The sequence below is a fragment of the Methylocapsa acidiphila B2 genome (assembly GCF_000427445.1).
Classification (GTDB): Bacteria; Pseudomonadota; Alphaproteobacteria; order Rhizobiales; family Beijerinckiaceae; genus Methylocapsa; species Methylocapsa acidiphila.
Map to the genome: position 1 here is coordinate 2,860,593 of NZ_KE386496.1, position 16,716 is coordinate 2,877,308.

At 65.7% G+C, this 16,716-nt stretch carries 12 protein-coding genes; 5 read left to right on the forward strand and 7 right to left on the reverse strand.

Annotation, left to right across the window (positions count from 1 at the left end; all coding sequences use genetic code 11):
• Window positions 1-96: 96 nt before the first annotated feature.
• The 3 genes from METAC_RS0115955 to METAC_RS0115965 all read left to right on the forward strand — a co-directional run bounded on the left by METAC_RS0115955 (window position 97) and on the right by METAC_RS0115965 (window position 2,873).
• Window positions 97-603, forward strand: coding sequence for an MmcB family DNA repair protein (locus METAC_RS0115955; protein ID WP_051335864.1), 507 nt, complete (start codon window positions 97-99; stop codon window positions 601-603).
• Between the two features lie 196 nt (window positions 604-799).
• A complete protein-coding gene (locus METAC_RS0115960) occupies window positions 800-1,789 on the forward strand; it encodes a hypothetical protein (RefSeq protein ID WP_026607817.1) in 990 nt (329 codons plus the stop codon).
• Window positions 1,790-1,865: 76 nt separating this feature from the next.
• The gene (locus METAC_RS0115965; protein ID WP_026607818.1) at window positions 1,866-2,873 is read left to right on the forward strand and encodes a peptidoglycan -binding protein; all 1,008 of its coding nucleotides are present in this window, start codon (window positions 1,866-1,868) and stop codon (window positions 2,871-2,873) included.
• A gap of 54 nt (window positions 2,874-2,927) precedes the next feature.
• On the opposite strand, the gene METAC_RS0115970 is transcribed toward METAC_RS0115965, so the two are convergent.
• The 5 genes from METAC_RS0115970 to METAC_RS0115990 all read right to left on the reverse strand — a co-directional run bounded on the left by METAC_RS0115970 (window position 2,928) and on the right by METAC_RS0115990 (window position 9,048).
• Window positions 2,928-3,125, reverse strand: a complete 198-nt coding sequence (locus tag METAC_RS0115970; protein ID WP_156898248.1) for a hypothetical protein — start codon at window positions 3,123-3,125, stop codon at window positions 2,928-2,930.
• 156 nt (window positions 3,126-3,281) lie between these two features.
• Entirely contained in the window at window positions 3,282-3,659 is a 378-nt protein-coding gene (locus METAC_RS0115975; RefSeq protein ID WP_026607820.1) for a HesB/IscA family protein, read from the reverse strand.
• A 327-nt stretch (window positions 3,660-3,986) separates the two neighbouring features.
• Window positions 3,987-4,676: a L,D-transpeptidase gene (locus METAC_RS0115980; protein WP_026607821.1), complete on the reverse strand. Its 690-nt coding sequence runs from the start codon at window positions 4,674-4,676 to the stop codon at window positions 3,987-3,989.
• Between the two features lie 343 nt (window positions 4,677-5,019).
• On the reverse strand, window positions 5,020-8,538 hold the full coding sequence (gene mfd, locus METAC_RS0115985; RefSeq protein WP_026607822.1) for a transcription-repair coupling factor: 3,519 nt from the start codon (window positions 8,536-8,538) through the stop codon (window positions 5,020-5,022).
• A gap of 213 nt (window positions 8,539-8,751) precedes the next feature.
• Window positions 8,752-9,048 (reverse strand): FAD assembly factor SdhE, encoded by a 297-nt coding sequence (locus METAC_RS0115990; protein WP_026607823.1) that lies wholly within the window; start codon window positions 9,046-9,048, stop codon window positions 8,752-8,754.
• 129 nt (window positions 9,049-9,177) lie between these two features.
• Between METAC_RS0115990 and recG the strand changes: the two genes are divergently transcribed.
• Complete coding sequence (gene recG / locus METAC_RS0115995) at window positions 9,178-11,277, forward strand: ATP-dependent DNA helicase RecG (RefSeq protein ID WP_026607824.1); 2,100 nt, start codon at window positions 9,178-9,180, stop codon at window positions 11,275-11,277.
• A gap of 228 nt (window positions 11,278-11,505) precedes the next feature.
• Here recG and putA read toward each other — a convergent pair whose 3' ends face one another.
• Window positions 11,506-14,604 carry a bifunctional proline dehydrogenase/L-glutamate gamma-semialdehyde dehydrogenase PutA gene (putA, locus tag METAC_RS0116005; RefSeq protein ID WP_026607825.1) on the reverse strand — a complete coding sequence of 1,033 codons (3,099 nt, stop codon included), beginning with the start codon at window positions 14,602-14,604 and terminating at the stop codon, window positions 11,506-11,508.
• A 107-nt stretch (window positions 14,605-14,711) separates the two neighbouring features.
• Entirely contained in the window at window positions 14,712-15,944 is a 1,233-nt protein-coding gene (gene rocD, locus METAC_RS0116010; protein ID WP_026607826.1) for an ornithine--oxo-acid transaminase, read from the reverse strand.
• A gap of 237 nt (window positions 15,945-16,181) precedes the next feature.
• On the opposite strand from rocD, the gene METAC_RS26830 reads away from it, so the two are divergent.
• Window positions 16,182-16,682 carry an Lrp/AsnC family transcriptional regulator gene (locus METAC_RS26830; RefSeq protein WP_026607827.1) on the forward strand — a complete coding sequence of 167 codons (501 nt, stop codon included), beginning with the start codon at window positions 16,182-16,184 and terminating at the stop codon, window positions 16,680-16,682.
• Window positions 16,683-16,716: the final 34 nt, after the last annotated feature.

The following is a 16,716-nucleotide window of genomic DNA, read 5'->3' on the forward strand; positions in this document are numbered from 1 at the left end:
CATATTGGTCCGGTCGGCGCGCCAAATCGGACAAGGCTCGCGCCATCGCCCTTGACGCGCAAGCTCGGCGCAGGCTTGCTGCTCCATCCTCGCTTCATGAGATGGCGCTCGACTCTTTTGCCTCAACTCGCTTTCCCTCTCCCGCCGCAGGATGGCCGCCAGTCCGAGACGGCGCTTCGTGTCGCGCGGGGAACGCGGCGGCTCTTGCGCCGGCTCCGATTCTCGACCGTCACCGAACTGCCGTTGCTCTCCGGGCGGCGCGCCGACCTTGTCGCCCTCGCCGAGGATGGCGCGATCCATATTATCGAGATCAAATCCTCGATCGCCGATTTCCGCGCCGATCAGAAATGGCCGGCCTATCGGGCCCATTGCGACCGGCTCTTTTTCGCCATCCCTGAATCCGTGCCGGTCGAGATCATGCCGGAAGACGCCGGCCTCATCCTCGCCGACGGCTATGGCGCGGAAATTCTGCGCGAGGCGCCCGAGCACAAGCTCGCCCCCGCCTCCCGCCGCGCCATGCTCTTGCGCTTCGCCCATGCCGCCGCACATCGGCTCCACGGCTTGACCGATCCCGAAATCCTGTCGCACGGTCCGCTCGGCTGAGCTGAAATCCGCCATGGCCGGCGCAAAAGCCGGTGGAACATCTGACGCGGAGCCTTGCAAATAGCTTTGGCCTCGGCACAATCATGATTCGTCGTGGAAACCGTCTGCGACGGCCTCCGGCCGCCACGAAACCCAAAGCCGCGCGCGGCGTTCGAGGCGATCTCACAATCAAGGCTTGACGCCCCGGACGCTCCCCATGGCGAATGACGACATCGGCCGGCTCTCTTCGCCCACGCTCTACCTTGCGCGGATGATCGCCTTTTTGATCCTTGTCGGCGTCTCGGCGCTGATCTTCCACAGCCGCATCGCCCCGGCCTTTTGGGCCAATCCCGCGCTCAATGGCCTGATCATGGTCTTGTTCGGCCTCGGCGCCGTCCTCACGCTGATGCAGGTCGCCGGCCTTTATCGCGAAACCGCCTTCGCCAATGCGCTGCTGCGCCGCGAGACTAAGCTCGCCAAGCCGCCGGCGCTTCTCGCGCCTCTCGCGCGTTTCTTCGGCGACGATCCTTTCGCCCGCGGAGTCTCGCCACAGGGCCTGCGCGCGCTTCTCGACTCGATCGCCGCGCGGCTTGACGGCGCGCGCGACGCCGCGCGCTATCTCGCCGGGCTTTTGATTGTGCTCGGCCTGCTCGGGACCTTTTGGGGCCTCCTCCAGAGCGCGGGCTCTATCGGCGGCGCCCTCAAGTCCTTGCAGGCGGAAGGCGACGCCGCCGCCATGTTCGAGGATCTCAAGGCTGGCGTCTCGGCGCCGATCGCCGGCATGGCGCTTTCCTTCGCCTCCGCCCTTTTCGGCCTCGCCGGATCTCTGGCGCTGGGCTTTCTCGATCTGCAGGCTGGCCAGGCGCAAAGCCGCTTTTTCTGCGAATTGGAAGACCGGCTGACAGAGGCCGCGGCGGCCGCGGCGGCGTCGGATGTGCTCGCAGGGCTCGACGGGCTGCCGGGGGAGCTCCGCGCGGCGCTCGAGAAAATCGCCGCCAGCGCGGACCAGACGCATGTCCGCTCGACGATGATCGCGGTCGCCAATCTCGCCGAGGGCGTTCAGGCTTTGGTTCAGCACATGCGCGCGGAACAGCAGATGCTCCGCGACTGGGTCGAGGCGGAAGCTGAGCAGAAGCGAGAGCTCAAGGCCGTTCTGGAAAGCCTTTCGGCGGAATTGAAGGATCGCGCGGAATGCGCCGCCGAATAACTCATTGCTTCGCGCGGGACATCGACGGAAAGCCGATTCCCGCTTTTCCTCGTCCCGCTTTGCCGAGGCAAATCTGATGGCGCTCGCCAAAGCCAAGCGGCCGCTCCGCCCGATCGATTATTGGCCGGGCCTCGTCAATCTCTTGTCGGCCCTGCTTCTCGGCATGATTTTTCTGCTGTCGGTTTTCATGCTGGCGCAGTTCTATGTCTCGCGCGCCGTGATCGGCAAGGACGCTGCTGTCTCGGCGCTCAACCGCCAGACCGAGGATCTAGCGGCCGCCCTCGCGCGGGAGCGGTCCGATAAAGCGGAGGCCCTAGCGAGCTTCGCGGCCGCCGAGCAAGACAGGGCTCGATTGCAAGCCTATGTCGATCGAGGGAAAGAAGACGGGGCGGCGCCGGAATTGCGCATCGCCAGCGCGGAAGAGAGGCTCGGCGCCGAGAAGCAGATTTCAGCGCGGGCCTCGGCTCAGGCGGAAACTCTAGCGGAGCAGGCCGCCGAGCTTCGCCGTCAGCTTTCAGCCCGCGAAGAGGCGCTCGCCGCGGCGGCGTCGCAGGATCGGGACCAGCAGGCGAAAATTGCCGAGCTCAATGCGAGGCTCGATGCGGCGCTCGAGCAAAAGGCGAAAGCGCTCGCCGCCTATCGCACTGATTTCTTCGCCCGCCTGCAGAGCGTGCTCGGGAGCCAGCCAGGACTCAGCATTGTCGGCGACCGTTTCATCCTGCAATCGGAAATTCTGTTCGGCTCCGGTCAGGCGACTGTCAACCCAGCCGGACGCGGCGAGCTCGACAAGCTCGCGGCCGCCCTGATCGAGCTCGACCATGCGATTCCGCCGGACATTCCCTGGCTCATGCGCATCGACGGCCATACGGACAAAAAGTCGATCCAATCCAAGCATTTCGCGTCGAATTGGGCGCTTTCTTCCGCGCGGGCGATCGCGGTCGTTCAATATTTGATCGGCAAAGGGGTCCCGCCGCAGCGCCTCGCCGCAGCGGGCTTCGGCGAATTTCAGCCGCTGGATCCCGGCGAAGGGGATGAGGCGTTCAAGCGCAACCGGCGGATCGAGCTGAAGATCACCGATAAATGACGCGCAGTTTCTTCGGCGATCGCCGTGCGCCTCTCCAAGTCCGGCGGACGAGGATCAGCCGTTTTCGAGAAGCTTAAGGTCGATCTTCTTCAATAGATCATCAAGCGCATCGATCTCTATCGCGCCTTCTATCCTCTGAACCAGCGTGGCGCTTTGCTTGGCCGCCTCTTCCAAGAGCATTTCGACGCGCTGCTTCAGGCTGCGCAGTTCGTCTAAGCTCATTTTGCCCAGATCCTCATCGCCGATGGACATTGGACTCCCCCATTTATCGTCATGCTTTGTGTTTGCCATAGCATGAGCGATTAGCTTGCGGCGAGCCCGGTCAAAAGGCAAAATTTAAGCTGATGCGCCGTCCGCTCCACGCCCGGACTTGACCCAGAGCGCAGGGTCCTGTCGCGGCGGGAAGCTCTAAAGCGCTTGCGCGAGCGGCGGGCTCGCCGGCGTGATCGCAACCGATTCGCCGCAACCGCAAGAGGAGGTCTGGTTAGGATTTTGGAAGGTGAAGCTCGCCTGAAACTTGTCCGTCTCGAAGTCGATCTTGGCGCCGAGCAGGAACATCAAATCTTTCGGTGCGACGAGGACTTTCACGCCCTGGTCCTCGACGATTTCATCGGCCGACTCGATCGCGTCGGCGAGCTCCATCGTATAGGCCATGCCGGCGCAGCCGCCGCTCTTGACCCCGACCCTGATCCCGGCGACGGGCCGGCCCGCGCCCTCGATGAGGCTCCGCGCCCGTGCGGCGGCGGCCTCGGTCAAGGTCAAGACGGCGAAATTGGACTGTCCCATTGTCTTCCTCCGAGCCGAAAGTTGAGCTTTGGGCCAAGCCCTATATGGCGCCTCGGCGCGAAATGTTTAGGGGGAGGGTGGGTGGGTCGGTTGGAATTTCCGCTTAACGCCGCAAGCGGGTATTCGGCCTGACGGTGAGCGTGGCGGAAATCGCCCGATTCCTGTCGGTCCACTTTTGGGAAACAATTTGGCGGCGGACGTTCGAAGTGGGTCGTGCGGACACAAGACAAGTGACCGCCGCATCCCAAAATCGCTGCGGCTCCGCCGAACGGCCGTGTTTTTGTCTGCGCGCGTCTGCGCGCTCGGACAGGGGACCGACGCCGTCGCCTAGGCCGGCAGGAGGATTACCTTGGTCTTGACCGGCGTGCGCTCATAGAGGTCGATCATGTCTTGTGTCAGGAGGCCGGTGCAGCCGCTGGTGACGCCCCTGCCGATCGACTCGGGATCGCTGGTGCTGTAGATCGTGCAGACCGTGTACTTGCCGTTCTGATAAAGATAGAGCGTGCGGGCGCCGAGCGGATTGTCGAGGCCTCCCGGCATGCCGCCGGCATATTTGCGCGCTTCCGGCTGGCGCTGGATCATCTCCTTGGGCGGGGTCCAGGTCGCCCATTCCGCCTTGCGCCCGACGTAAGCGTCGCCGTTCCACAGGAAGCCCTTGCGGGGAACGTTGGCGCCGTAGCGGGTGGCGTTTCCCTCGCCTTCGATGCGGTACACATAGTAGTTGGCGGGATCGATGATGATCGTGCCGGTCGCTTCCTTGCTGTCGTAGCGCACCGTCCGGCGAACATATTTCGGATCGAGCTTGGCGACGTCGACCGCCGGGATCGGGAATTTCTTGTCGGGCACGGGCCCGTAAAGCTTCGCCGCCGCCATGAGGGCCGCATCGTCGGTCGCGCAACCGGCGAGCCCGAGCGCGCCGAGACTGACGGCGGAGCCGAACAGAAACGACCGGCGGTTGAGAAATTCCGACCGAAGCGAGGGCGAAGCCGCGTCGCCCATCTCACCTTCCATCATCATAGTCTTGGTGTTTCTCATATCCTGTCGCCCGACGAGGGAATGCTCCGGCATATCCCCAACGAAAATCCTTGTTGAGCTGGAAATTGGCGTCAGGTCGCTTGATTGGCAAGCCCAAGCGGCGCTGAGCGGGGCTCGCCATGTGCGAAAGTCCGTCCATGTGGTCCCGCAGCCACACATCGCGCTGGCTTCGACGAAAACATGCAGACGTCCGCTTCGCGGGAGCGGCTCCCGTCGGCTCAACGACTGGTTTGGGCGCAGAGCCGCTATAGCCATTCGCCCCCGGAAATGTCGCTTTCTGGGTCAGAAGCCAAAATTCAGCCTAACCCCTCATCGACGCTTCTTCTCACGCCGCCTTCTTCATCGCGATCGCCGCCAGCGTCTGGAGGATCTGGCGCACGCCGTCGAGCCGCTCGGCCGTCTCGGCGAAGTCGCGGACGAAGACGATCTTCATGTCCTGGCGCACCTTGGCCTCGGAGCCCTGCTGCGCGACATAGCGCACGAGTCCCGGCGGATTGGCGAAGGAATTGTCGCGGAAGGCGATGATGACGCCCTTCGGCCCCGCCTCGACCTTCTCGACATGGGCCTGCCGGCACAGAACCTTGATGGCGACGAGCTTCATCAATTGCTCGACCTCGACCGGCAAGGGTCCGAACCGGTCGATCAACTCGGCCGCGAAGCTCTCGATCTCGGCGTCGGATTCGAGCGAGGCGAGGCGGCGATACAGGCCGAGGCGCAAGGGCAGATCGGCGATATAGGTCTCGGGGATGGTCACCGGCGCGCCGAGCGTGATGGTCGGCGACCAGGCCTCCTCGACGATGTCGTCGACGCCCGCCTTCAGCGCCTCGACCGCCTCTTGAAGCATTTGTTGGTAGAGCTCATAGCCGACCTCCTTGATATGGCCGGACTGCTCGTCGCCGAGCAGATTGCCCGCTCCGCGAATATCGAGATCATGGCTCGCGAGCTGGAACCCGGCGCCGAGCGAATCAAGCGATTGCAGCACCTTCAGGCGCCGCTCGGCCTGAGCCGTCAGCGTGCGGTTCGCGGGCACGGTGAAGAGCGCATAGGCGCGCACCTTCGAGCGCCCGACACGGCCGCGCAATTGATAGAGCTGGGCGAGGCCGAACATATCGGCGCGATGGACGATGAGCGTGTTGGCCGTCGGAATGTCGAGGCCGGATTCAACGATCGCCGTCGAGAGCAGCACGTCGAACCGGCCGTCATAAAAGGCGGCCATCTTGTCCTCGAGTTCGGTCGCCGGCATCTGCCCATGGGCGACGACGAATTTCACCTCGGGAACGTTCTGGCGCAGGAAGGCCGCCGCCTCGTCGATCTGCTCGACGCGCGGACAGACGTAGAAGCTCTGGCCGCCGCGATAGCGCTCGCGCAGGAGCGCCTCGCGCACCAGCAATTCGTCGAAGGGCGCGATGAAGGTGCGCACGGCGAGGCGGTCGACCGGCGGCGTCGCGATGATCGAAAGCTCGCGCACGCCAGTCAAGGCGAGCTGCAAGGTGCGCGGAATCGGCGTCGCCGAAAGGGTCAGCACATGGACCTCGGCGCGCAATTCCTTGAGCCGCTCCTTGTGCTTGACGCCGAAATGCTGCTCCTCGTCGATCACGACGAGGCCGAGATCCTTGAAATTCACCCCTTTGCCGAGCACGGCATGGGTGCCGACGATGATCTCGACGTCGCCGGAAGCCGCCCCCGCCTTGGCCACGCGCAGATCGGCGGCGCTCGCCATGCGCGACATTTGCGCGACCGACACCGGCAAATGGGCGAAGCGGGCGGAGAAATTCTTGTAATGCTGGCGCGCGAGCAGGGTGGTCGGCGCGATCACCGCGACCTGCTTGCCGTTGATCGCGGCGGCGAAGGCCGCGCGCAGCGCGACCTCGGTCTTGCCGAAGCCGACGTCGCCGCAGACGAGCCGATCCATAGGGCGGCCGGAGCCCATATCGTCGAGCACCGCGTCGATCGTGGCCTGCTGATCCTCGGTCTCATCATAGGGAAAGCCGGCGCAGAACTCCGCGTAAAGCCCTTCCGGCGGAACCAGTTTCGGGGCGGCTTTGGTCTCCCGCGCGGCGGCGATCTTGATGAGGCCCGCGGCCATCTCGAGGATGCGTTTGCGCATCCGCGCCTTGCGCTTCTGCCAGGCGCCGCCCCCGAGCCTGTCGAGCGCGACGTCGGTGTCCTCCGAGCCATAGCGCGACAAAAGCTCCAGATTCTCGACGGGCAGAAAGAGCTTCGCGCCCTCGGCGTAATGCAATTCGAGGCAATCATGCGGGCAGCCCGCCGCCTCGATCGCCTGCAACCCGACGAAGCGGCCGATGCCGTGATCGACATGGACCACGAGATCGCCCGCGGTGAGCGCGCCGACCTCGGCCAGAAAGTCCTGCGCCCGGCGCGCCTTCTTCTTGCCTCGCAACAGTCGGTCGCCGAGGATGTCCTGCTCGCTGACGACGGCGAGATCGCCGGCCTCGAAGCCCTGCTCGACGCCGATGACCGCGAGCGCGAGCGTCGCTTGCGGCAGCGCCAGCGCCTGAGCCAGGGAGGCGACAGGCGCGGCTTCGGCAAGGCCGTGATCGGCGAGCACATGGGCGAGGCGCTCGCGCGAGCCGTCCGACCAGCCCGCAACGACGACGCGCTTGCCGCCGGCCTGCAGCGCCCGGACATGGGCCACCGCCGCGTTGAACACATTGGCGTTTTCGTCGGCCCGCTCGGGCGCGAAGTTGCGCCCGGGCTTCGAGCCGCAATCGACGACGAGGCCCTTCGCCTCGCCCGCTTGGCCAAAGGGCGTCGCCCGCACGAGGCAAGCGGCGTCGAGCCGCCGCCGCCATTCCGCCGCCGAAAGATAAAGCAGATCGGGCGGCAGCGGCTTATAGGTCGAGCGGCCGGGGTCGAGATCATAGGCGCTTTTGCGCGCGTCGTAATAATCCTTGATCAGCGCGAGGCGTTCGCCCGCGGCGTCCTCCGCCAGCGAATCGAGAACCAGCGGCGCCGGCCCCGCGTAATCGAACAGAGTGTCGAGCTTGTCGTGGAACAGCGGCAGCCAATGCTCGAGACCCGGATGGCGGCGGCCTTCGCTGACCGCTTCATAAAGCCCGTCGCCCCGCGTCTGCGCGCCGAAAAGGCCGACATAGGCCTGACGAAACCGGCGCATGGTCTCGCTCGTGAGCTGAACCTCGCTCATCGGGACGAGATCGAGGCCGCGCATCTGGCCGATGGTCCGCTGCGTCTCGGGGTCGAAGGTGCGGATCGATTCCAGCGTGTCGCCGAAGAAATCGAGCCGAAGCGGCTGGGGCATGCCCGGCGGAAAGAGATCGAGAATGCCGCCGCGCACCGCATAATCGCCGGCGTCGCGCACGGTCGAGGCCCGGGCGTAGCCATTGGTCTCGAGCCAACGCGCCAGCGCGTCCATGTCTACCGCATTGCCGGGCGCGGCGGAGAACGTGTCTCCGGCGATCGTCTGCAAGGGCGCCACGCGCTGGACCAGGGCGTTGACCGTGGTCGAAAGAATGCGCGGCCGCTCCAGCGCCGTGCGCGTGCGGGCGAGACGCGAAAGAACGGTCATCCGCCGCGCGGAAACAGCGGCGTTAGGCGAGGAGCGATCGTAGGGCTGGCAGTCCCAGGAAGGAAAGTCGAGAATTTCTATATCGGGCGCAGCGAAGCCGAGCGCCTCGCCGAAGGCCCGCGCCCGCTGGCTGTCGCGCGCGACATGGACGAGAACCACGGCGCGGCTTTCGGCGTCGCGGGCGAGGCCGCGCGTGAGATCGGCGACGCAAAAGGCGTCGAAGCCGTCGGCGAGGTTCGAAAGCGTCAGGGAGCCGCCTTTGGCGAGCTCGGCAGTTACCCGTTTGAGATCAGTCACGATTGTGAATTTGGTCCAAAGGTTTTCGCCGGAAAGTGCGCGGGTGGATTGCGACAGATGGAAGCGGCCCGTGGGCGGAAAATCAGTTCCCGCTTTTCCTCATTCCGCGCCAGCCCGGTTCATGCATTTCAGGCGCTGTCGGCGCAGGTTAACTAGCCGCTTCCGCGCGCCGATTCAAATGTTCCCGCCATCCCAAAGCATTGCGCCCAAGCGTCACTCATGAAGCGGGCGGACATGGGTATGAAAGCGGAGGATCTTCTGGAAGACCGGGGTGTCATGGCGCGCCGGCGTTTTCTCCTCGCCCGTCACCCAGCTCAGGACGTCGCGATCCGGCTCGTCGAGCAGAACCTCCAGATCGTCGAGTTCGCCATCGTCGAGAGCGGCGATCTCAGCGTCGACGAAACGGCCGAAGATAATGTCCATCTCCAGCATGCCGCGATGATGCGCGCGGAACACGATGCGGCGGCGGCGGGCGTCGAGCGGCGCGCCGGTCGTCAGCGAGCCAGACATGGTTTAAGCTCCGAAGCTGAGACGATTCAGCTCTTTTGAGCCGACCGCCGCGACGCCCCGCGCGCGGCTCCGGCACTATAGCCTGCGCTCCCGTCCCTGTCAGCTCTCGCTCCCCGAACGCCTTTCCACATGCGGCCCTCTCTCCTCAATCCGCTCTTCGCCTCGGCCGCGAGCCTTCCGGGCGTCGGACCGAAGACCGGAAAGCATCTCGACCGGCTCCTCGGCGAGAACGGACGGGAGGCGCGCGTCCTCGATCTGCTCTTTCACCTGCCCTATGCCACGATCGATCGCCGCAACCGGCCGAAAATCGCCGATGCGCCGATCGGCGCGGTCGTGACGCTCGACGTCACAGTGGTCGAGCACAGGCCGCCGGGACCGCGCTCCAAGGCGCCGCATAAGGTTCTCGTCGAGGACGAGACCGGCGATATTCTGCTCATTTTTTTTCTCGCCAATCCGCAATGGATCGAAAAAAGCCTGCCCGTCGGTGCGCGCCGCTGGGTCTCGGGCAAGCTCGAGCTTTGGGAGGGCCATCGCCAGATGGTCCATCCCGATCGCGTGCTCGACGCCGAAGGCCTCGCCAAAATGGCCCCGATCGAGCCGGTCTATGCGCTGACCGAAGGGCTTTTTCCCAAAATCCTCGCCAAGGCGATCGCCGCCGCGCTTCCGCGAATCCCCGCGCTGCCCGAATGGCGCGACGAGAACCAGCCTTTGCTGCGGGGCCAGCCTTCTTTCGTCGAGGCCTTGCGCGCGATCCATCAGCCGGAAGACCCCGCGAGCGTCGGGCCCGAGGCGCCGGCGAGGCTCCGCCTTGCCTATGACGAATTGCTCGCCGGCCAGCTTGCGCTCGGCCTCACCCGCGCGCGCATGCGCCGGGCGGCCGGGCGTGCAAGTATTGGCGACGGGCGGATCGTGGAAAAAATCCTGGCCGCCTTGCCCTTTTCTCCGACCGCGTCGCAACGTAAGGCGCTGGTCGAGATAAAGGCCGATCTTGCTGGAGAAAACCGCATGCTGCGGCTGCTTCAAGGCGACGTCGGCTCGGGCAAGACGCTGGTCGCGCTGCTCGCAATGGCCTCCTGCGTTGAGGCCGGGCGGCAGGCCGCGCTGATGGCGCCGACCGAGATCCTCACGCGCCAGCACTATCAATCCTTACTGGCCTTCGCCCGCGAGTCCGGCCTGCGGTTCGCCCTGCTCACCGGGCGCGAGAAAGGCGCGGAGCGGGCGCGGATTCTCGAAGGGCTCGCCTCCGGCGCGGTCGATGTCGCGGTCGGCACTCACGCGCTCTTCCAGGAGAGCGTCGCCTTTCACGATCTCGGCCTCGCCGTCATCGACGAGCAGCATCGCTTCGGCGTGCATCAGCGCCTCGCCCTCGGCGACAAGGGCCTCGCCGCCGACATTCTGGTGATGACCGCGACGCCCATTCCGCGCAGCCTGGCGCTCACCTATTTCGGCGACATGGATATTTCGACGCTGACGGAAAAGCCGGCCGGGCGGCAACCGATCGAGACCCGCGCCTTGCCGTTGGAGCGCATGGACGAGCTCGTCGCGAGATTGATGCGCGCCGTCGAGGCCGGCGCCCGCGCCTTCTGGGTCTGCCCGCTGGTTGAAGAGAGCGAGGCGCTTGACGTCGCCGCGGCGCAGGATCGTTTCGCCCATTTGCGCGAGATCTTCGGCGACAGGGTCGGTCTCGTCCATGGCAAGATGAAGGGCCGCGAGAAGGACGAAGCCATGGCCGCTTTCGCCGCTGGCGCGACGCGCATTCTCGTGGCGACGACGGTCATCGAGGTCGGCGTCGACGTGCCCGAGGCGACGATCATGGTCATCGAGCACGCCGAGCGCTTCGGCCTTGCGCAATTGCATCAATTGCGCGGGCGCGTCGGGCGCGGCGCCGGCAAGTCGTCTTGCCTTCTGCTCTACAAGGCGCCGCTCGGTGAGACCGCCAAGGCGCGCATCGAGATCATGCGCGAGACCGAGGACGGGTTTCGCATCGCCGAGGAGGATCTTCGCCTGCGCGGCGAGGGCGACGTGCTCGGGGCGCGGCAATCGGGCCTGCCCGGCTTTCGCCTCGCCGATCTTTCCGCCCATGGCAGCCTGCTGACTTTGGCGCGGGACGATGCGCGCCGCATCGTCGCCGAGAATCCCCGCCTCGAAGGCCCGCGCGGGGAGGCGCTGCGGCTGCTGCTCAATCTGTTCGAGCGCGGCGAAGCGATCAGGCTGTTGCGTGGGGGGTAGCAGACGCCGTCACATGAACCTGCTCAGGTACAAGAAGGCGTCCATGTGGAGCCGGGCCTGTTTCATGCAGCGCGGGCTATTTTGGAAAAGCGGAGTCCGCTTTCAGCTCAATCGAGCTCACGCAGATTGATTCTAGTCAGCCGTCGGGCCTGCTTTGACATATGCGAATTGACGACGTTCATGGCGCTGGATTGATCGATGTAGAGACAATCGCGATCTTGCGGAACGTCACTCGACCGCGTCGACGAGCGCTGCATTGCCGCCGACGGCGGCAGTGTTGATCGTCACCGTCTGCTCGACGCAGAATCTTTCGAGATAATGCGGGCCGCCGGCTTTGGGCCCGGTGCCGGAGAGGCCGAAGCCGCCGAAGGGCTGCGTCCCGACGACCGCGCCAATCATGTTGCGGTTGACATAACAATTGCCCGCGAGGCGCCTCTCCATGATATGGGCGATCGTGGCGTCGATGCGCGAATGCACGCCGAGCGTCAGGCCGTAGCCCATCGCCTCCAGCTGATCGAGCAGGCGGTCGAGCTCGTTCGCCTTGTAGCGAACCACATGGAGAATCGGGCCGAACACTTCGCGGTCGAGATCCGTTGGCTGCGCAAGCTCGAAAATATGCGGCGCAACGTAAAACCCGTTTCGCGGCGCGCTGGTCGGAATCTCGCCTGCGTAACGGACGATGGCGCGCCGGCGCATCGCCGCGATATGCGCTTCGAGGCTCGTCTTGGCGGCGAGATCGATCACCGGACCGACATGAACGCTGAGATCTCGGGGATCGCCGACCAAAAGCTCGCGCGCCGCGCCGGCGATCATCGCGATGATCTTGTCGGCGGCGTCTTCCTGGATGCAAAGAAGTCGAAGCGCGGAGCACCGTTGGCCCGCCGAGCGAAAGGACGAGGCGAGAACGTCGTCGGCGACTTGCTCCGGCAAGGCCGTCGCGTCGGCGATCATGACGTTGACGCCGCCGGTCTCGGCGATGAGAGTGGCGATCGCGCCGTCCTTCGCGGCGAGCGCGCGATTGATTCGCACCGCCGTCTCCATCGAGCCGGTGAAGGCGACCCCCGCGAGCGCCGGCAGCGCGACGAGGCCTGCGCCGATCTCGCCGTCGCCCGGCAGGAGATGTAACGCCTCGACCGGCGCGCCGGCGCGATGAAAGGCGGCGACGATTGCGGCGGCGATCAGAGGCGTTTGCTCGGCGGGCTTGGCCAATACGCTATTTCCCGCCGCGAGCGCGGCGGCGACCTGGCCCGTGAAGATCGAGAGCGGAAAATTCCATGGACTGATGCAGGCGAAGACGCCGCGGCTGCGCCAGGAAAGCCGATTGTCCTCGCCCGTCGGCCCCGGCAGGACGACTGAGGCCGCAAAGAGCCGGCGCGCCTCCTGAGCGTAATAGCGGCAGAAATCGATGGCCTCGCGCCATTCGCCGACGGCGTCGTCGAGAGTCTTGCCGGCCTCGATCTGAAGAAGACGAAGCCATTTCGGCGCCTGCCCTTCGAGATCCTGCGCAACGCGCTCAAGGCATGAGGCGCGCGCTTCGACAGGGGTTTGCGACCAGAGCCGGAAGCCCGCGCGGGCCTCCCGCATCGCTTCGGTCAATATGCGCACGGGCGTTTCGCCAACGACCCCGATCGTTGCGCCGTCGATCGGGGAGGCCAGGCTGCGCAAGACGCCTTCGCGCCGCCGGCCGGAGACGATCGGCGCGGCCTCCGCGAGCGCGGCGGCCTTGCCGATGGCCTGCGTCAGCGCGTCGACCGCGCGCCGATCGCCGAATTCGATCCCCTGCGCGGTCTTGCGGGCGGGGCCGTGAAGATCTTGTGGGAGAGGCAGGCGCGCGGTGCGGGCGCGGCTGGCGTCGCCGATCACGGCTTGCGGCCGGACAAGAAGCGCGCGCGGCGCGACATGTGGATCGCCGAGCCGCGCGACGAAGGAGGAGTTCGCGCCATTCTCGAGCAGGCGGCGCACCAGATAGGCCAGCAAATTGGCGTGCGCCCCGACCGGCGCGTAAACTCGGCTCGAGAGGGTGGGGCGCTCGATGCGTAGCGCCTCGAACAGCTCCTCCCCCATGCCATGGAGGCGCTGGAATTCGAACCCGGCGTCGCCGGCCATCTCGACGATGGACGCGACGGTCAGCGCATTATGGGTGGCGAATTGCGGGAAAATAACGTCTCGCGCCGCGAGAAGGCGCCGCGCGCAGGCGAGATAGTTCAGATCCGTCATCGCCTTGCGGGTGAAGACCGGATAATCGGCGAGGCCGCGCTCTTGCGCGCGTTTGATCTCGCTATCCCAATAGGCGCCCTTGACCAGGCGCAGGGTCAAGCGGCGGTCGCATAGGCGCGCGGTGGCGACGACGTGGTCGATCGCCGCGGCGGCGCGCTTCTGGTAGGCTTGAACCGCGAGGCCGAAGCCATGCCAGCCGGCGAGCGAGCGGTCCGCGAGCAGGAGATCGACGATGTCGAGCGATAGCTCGAGCCGATCGGCTTCTTCCGCGTCGATCGTGAAAATGAGTCCATGCCGCCTGGCCGCGCGCGCGAGCTCCGCCACGCGAGGCGTGAGCTCGGCGAGGACGCGGCCGCGCGATTGCGGCTCGTAGCGCGGATGCAGGGCCGAGAGCTTGACTGAAATGCCGAGGCGCCCCGGCGCGGCGTCGCCGGCGGCTTGCGCGCCGATCGCCTCGATCGCATGGGCGTAGGCCGAAAAATAGCTGTCGGCGTCGACTTGCGTGCGGGCGCCTTCGCCGAGCATGTCGAAGGAAAAGCGCCAATTGCGCCCCTCGCGGGAGGCGGCTTGGCGCAGGGTTTGCTCTATGGTTTCGCCGAAGACGAAATGCGCGCCCATGAGCTGCACGGCCTGGCGCGCGGCGGCGCGCAGCGCGCCCATGCCGATCCGGCGTCCGAGCGCGGCGACGACGCCATGGGCGCTTTTGCCCTTCTCCATGACCTTTGCGGTGGTCCCGAGCGCCCAAGCCGCGGCGGAAACGAGCAACGCCTCCGATCCATCCGCATGGCTCGCCCAATGCGCCGAGGCGAGCCTATCCTCGATCAAGAGATCCGCCGTGAAATCATCGGGCACGCGAAGCAGCGCCTCGGCGAGGGTCATCAGGGCCAGTCCCTCCTCCGAAGAGAGCGAATATTCGCGCAACAGATCCTCGACCCCGCCGATGCGGAATTTTTGTTCGCGCGCCGCCTTGATGAGCCTTGTGGCGAGGGAATCGATTCGCGCCTCAGCCGCGTCCGAAAGGTCGGCCTGCGCCAGAAGCGCGGCGGCGACGCTCTCGTCGGCCGGGGCGTAGGGCGCGGAAAAAGGAGAAAGCGAGAGATCGGCGGTCATGGCGCGCTCCCTTTGGAGGGACGGCGGTCCTTTGAAATATAGGCGCCCCGAGCCCGCCCGCGAGGACCCGCCGGCTTTGCAATCTCAGGCTCAGGCCGGCGTCGGCCTCATAGGGCGTAGCTCGCCGCATGGGCCGGATGAACGTCCGCGAGCGCGTCCTGGAAGATCTCGATCGCCTGCAGCAGATCGGCCTCCTCGATGACGAGCGGCGGCGCGAAGCGGATCACCGTCGCATGCGTCTCTTTGGTGAGGACGCCGCGCCGCATCATGGCGAGACAAACGTCCTTCGCCTTCACTTTCGCGGGGTCCAGCTCGACGCCGACCCAAAGGCCCTTTCCGCGAACCTCGACGATCGCCGGATGATCGACCCTGGCCAGAGTCTCGCGCAGCGTTTTGCCGAGGAGAAGGCTGCGCCGCGCCAGATTCTCGTCCTGCAGAAGGCGCATCGCCTCGAGCGCGACGGCGGCGGCGAGCGGATTGCCGCCGAAGGTCGAGCCGTGGCTTCCAGGGTCGAACACGTCCATGACCGCGCGCCGCGCGACGAAGGCCGAGACGGGCAAAAGCCCGCCGCCGAGCGCCTTGCCGACAATGAGCCCGTCGGGCCTCGCGTTCTCGTGCTCGAAGCAGAAATTGCGTCCGGTGCGGCCGAAGCCGGATTGAACCTCGTCGAAAATCAAGAGGATTCCGTGCCGGTCGCAGATGCGCCTCAGCGCCGCCAGATAGCCTTCGGGCGGCACGATCACGCCCGCCTCGCCCTGCACCGGCTCGATGAGGACCGCCGCCGTATTGGGCCCGATCAGCGCCTCGAGCGCGGCGGCGTCGCCGTAGGGGGCGGCGAGAAAGCCGGGCCCGAAGGGGCCGAAGCCCCGTCGACAGGAAGGCTCTGTCGAGAAGCCGACGATGGTCGTCGTGCGGCCATGAAAATTGCCGGCGGCGACGATGATCTCGGCTTTGTCTTGCGGAATCGAAAGCCGGTCATAGCCATAGCGACGCGCCGCCTTGATCGCGGTCTCGACCGCCTCGGCGCCGGTGTTCATCGGGAGGCAGGCGTCGAGGCCCGAAAGCTTCGCGAGCGCCTCGCAAAACGCGCCGAGATTGTCGGAATGATAGGCGCGGGAGACGAGGTCTACGCGGCCGAGTTGGCGCGTGAGGGCGGCGACGAGGCGCGGATGCGAATGGCCGAAGCTCGCGGCCGAATAAGCGCTCATCATGTCGATGTAGCGCTTGCCCTCGACGTCGAACAGATAGGCGTCGCGCCCATGCGAGAGGACGACGGGAAAAGGCGCGTAATTTTTCGCGCTGAACCTGGCTTCGCGTTCGATGACGCTTTTGACGGGCATGGGAGATGCTCTTTTGGCCGCAGCGCAGCGTTTGCGCCGCCTGCGCCGCCGCTTTGTTTCCCGCATATAAATATCACATATGGGCCACGTTTTTTCTCCGGAAATCAGCAGCTTAGCCGCAGATTCTGCGCCTCCGCGAGGCGTTTGCGCGCAAAAATTCGCCGCGCGCGTTGGGAACGGGCGCCGCCGGGATTATTCTGTCCCGAATCGGGCGATCGCCGTTGGAGCCAGCGTCTCATGCCGCGCCGCCATATGGTCGATGAAATGGATCTCAAGATCATGCGGCGGCTTCAGCTCGACGCACGGATCAGCAATGTCCGCCTCGCGGAGGAGGTGCATCTTTCGCCGAGCGCCTGCCTCGACCGGGTGAAGGCGCTCGAGAAGGAAGGGTTGATCCGGCGCTATGTCGCCGATTTCGATCTAGCGAAAATCTGCAGCACGGTGATGCTGCTCGTCGAGGTCATTCTGGAAAACCACAGGGAGGCGGATTTCGAGCGCTTCCTCGCCGCCATCCGCAAGCGCGACGAGGTGCTCGAATGCTACAAGATCGGCGGTCGGATCGACTATCTGATGCGCGTGGTCTGCCGCGACATCGAGCATTACAACGAGTTGAGCGATTTCATGAGCCGGGGCGAGCTCGGCATAGAGAAATTCCACGGCCATGTCGTGCTGGCCGCGGACAAGAGTTTTAACGGTTATCCGCTCGATCTGCTGATCGAGCCGCAGAGGCGAGGGTGAGGCGGGGCAAGGACGGTGTGGTGGCGGGTCGTGT

What these genes read in the sequence shown, in the direction of transcription:
- METAC_RS0115965 (WP_026607818.1), top strand. Translation starts at nt 1,866, where the DNA reads ATGGCGCTCGCCAAAGCCAAGCGGCCGCTCCGCCCGATCGATTATTGG.
- rocD (WP_026607826.1), bottom strand. Translation starts at nt 15,944, where the DNA reads ATGCCCGTCAAAAGCGTCATCGAACGCGAAGCCAGGTTCAGCGCGAAA.
- METAC_RS26830 (WP_026607827.1), top strand. Translation starts at nt 16,182, where the DNA reads ATGCCGCGCCGCCATATGGTCGATGAAATGGATCTCAAGATCATGCGG.
- METAC_RS0115990 (WP_026607823.1), bottom strand. Translation starts at nt 9,048, where the DNA reads ATGTCTGGCTCGCTGACGACCGGCGCGCCGCTCGACGCCCGCCGCCGC.
- METAC_RS0115960 (WP_026607817.1), top strand. Translation starts at nt 800, where the DNA reads ATGGCGAATGACGACATCGGCCGGCTCTCTTCGCCCACGCTCTACCTT.
- putA (WP_026607825.1), bottom strand. Translation starts at nt 14,604, where the DNA reads ATGACCGCCGATCTCTCGCTTTCTCCTTTTTCCGCGCCCTACGCCCCG.
- METAC_RS0115955 (WP_051335864.1), top strand. Translation starts at nt 97, where the DNA reads ATGAGATGGCGCTCGACTCTTTTGCCTCAACTCGCTTTCCCTCTCCCG.
- METAC_RS0115975 (WP_026607820.1), bottom strand. Translation starts at nt 3,659, where the DNA reads ATGGGACAGTCCAATTTCGCCGTCTTGACCTTGACCGAGGCCGCCGCC.
- recG (WP_026607824.1), top strand. Translation starts at nt 9,178, where the DNA reads ATGCGGCCCTCTCTCCTCAATCCGCTCTTCGCCTCGGCCGCGAGCCTT.
- METAC_RS0115980 (WP_026607821.1), bottom strand. Translation starts at nt 4,676, where the DNA reads ATGATGATGGAAGGTGAGATGGGCGACGCGGCTTCGCCCTCGCTTCGG.
- METAC_RS0115970 (WP_156898248.1), bottom strand. Translation starts at nt 3,125, where the DNA reads ATGTCCATCGGCGATGAGGATCTGGGCAAAATGAGCTTAGACGAACTG.